This is a genomic window from Paenibacillus arenilitoris, from assembly GCF_014705655.1.
Lineage (GTDB): Bacteria > Bacillota > Bacilli > Paenibacillales > Paenibacillaceae > Pristimantibacillus > Pristimantibacillus arenilitoris.
Genome location: NZ_JACXIY010000085.1, coordinates 1 through 1,162, shown reverse-complemented (window position 1 = coordinate 1,162; position 1,162 = coordinate 1). Strand labels below are relative to the sequence as shown.

1 protein-coding gene is annotated in these 1,162 nt (G+C 42.5%); it reads right to left on the bottom strand.

The annotated features are described in order from the left end of the window. Positions 1-22: 22 nt before the first annotated feature. Positions 23-1,079 (bottom strand): IS630 family transposase gene (locus IDH41_RS31095; protein ID WP_397328863.1). Its coding sequence is split into 2 segments (ribosomal slippage): positions 23-562 and positions 564-1,079, totalling 1,056 coding nucleotides; the frame shifts between segments, so codons are not numbered across the junction. Positions 1,080-1,162 lie beyond the last annotated feature (83 nt).

The following is a 1,162-nucleotide window of genomic DNA, read 5'->3' as shown; positions in this document are numbered from 1 at the left end:
CTATATAGACGGTACTCAAGATTCATAGTTGAATGCATAGCCTATCTACGGTCTTCATTGGTGTCTTGTTAATTTCATTAATAAAGTTTTGAACTGCTTTGCGAATTTCTTCTACGGTGTTGTAAAAGACATTGTAAATTACGGTTTTCTTAAGCCAGCCCCACAGTCCTTCGATTAAATTGAGCTGCGGACTATAGGGTGGCAGGAACATGAGATGTAATCGTTCCGCATGTTCCTGTAAGAAAGGTTGGAGCAATTTGGCATGATGAATTCGAGCGTTATCTAGGACCATTACAATTTTTTCTCCAGGATAGCGGGCAACTACTTGTTTAAGGAAGGCTAGAAACACATTTGCATCATACTGTTCTTCCTCAATGCAAAACACTTCGCCGCTTTCATAATCCAGCGTACCGATCAGTTTGACACCACGATGTTTACCGTAAGTAGGGATTATCTTTTGTTGACCCTTCGGGAACCAAGTATGGGCAAGCGCCTGATAATCCCGAATCATCGACTCATCTTGAAACAGGATTCGATCAATTTCGCGCTGAATCAATTTTTTTTACCGCTTCAAAGTCTTCCTTGAACTGTTCTTGCTTTTCAGGATCAGCAAGAGCTAGTGTATACGTCGGTTTTGTGAAGCTGAATCCAAGGAGATATAACAATTTGCGTGTTCCACGATCGGAATACTTCACGTTAAACTCGCGCTCGATCCAGTCCCGAAGCAATGGAGCAGTCCAATTCATCTCGGAGGGGAATCCAACCTCCGAAGGCCTTTGATCCACAAGGAGCTTACGCACCTGTTCCTCTTGTTCCTTCGTGAGAAATGAAGGGCGACCGGGAGACTCGCCAAGCACCAAACCATCCAGGCCGTTTGAACGGTATGCTTTCACGTAGTTGCCTATTGTAACTGTGGATCGGCCAACAATAATGGAGATTTGATCGTATTTTACTCCATGCAAGTGGAGCAGGATCGTTTGATATCTTTCGAACATTCGTTTATTTTTTGTTTCTCTCATAGCCGCTTTTAATGCTTGGATTTCGGGATTTTGATTGTCTTCATGGAGTGTTTTGTTCATTATAACGCCTCCTACAGGCAACAATTAGTTACCTCTAAGAGTTAGACAAATGTTTCCAAAATCCTTTAGTGCCGTCTATATAG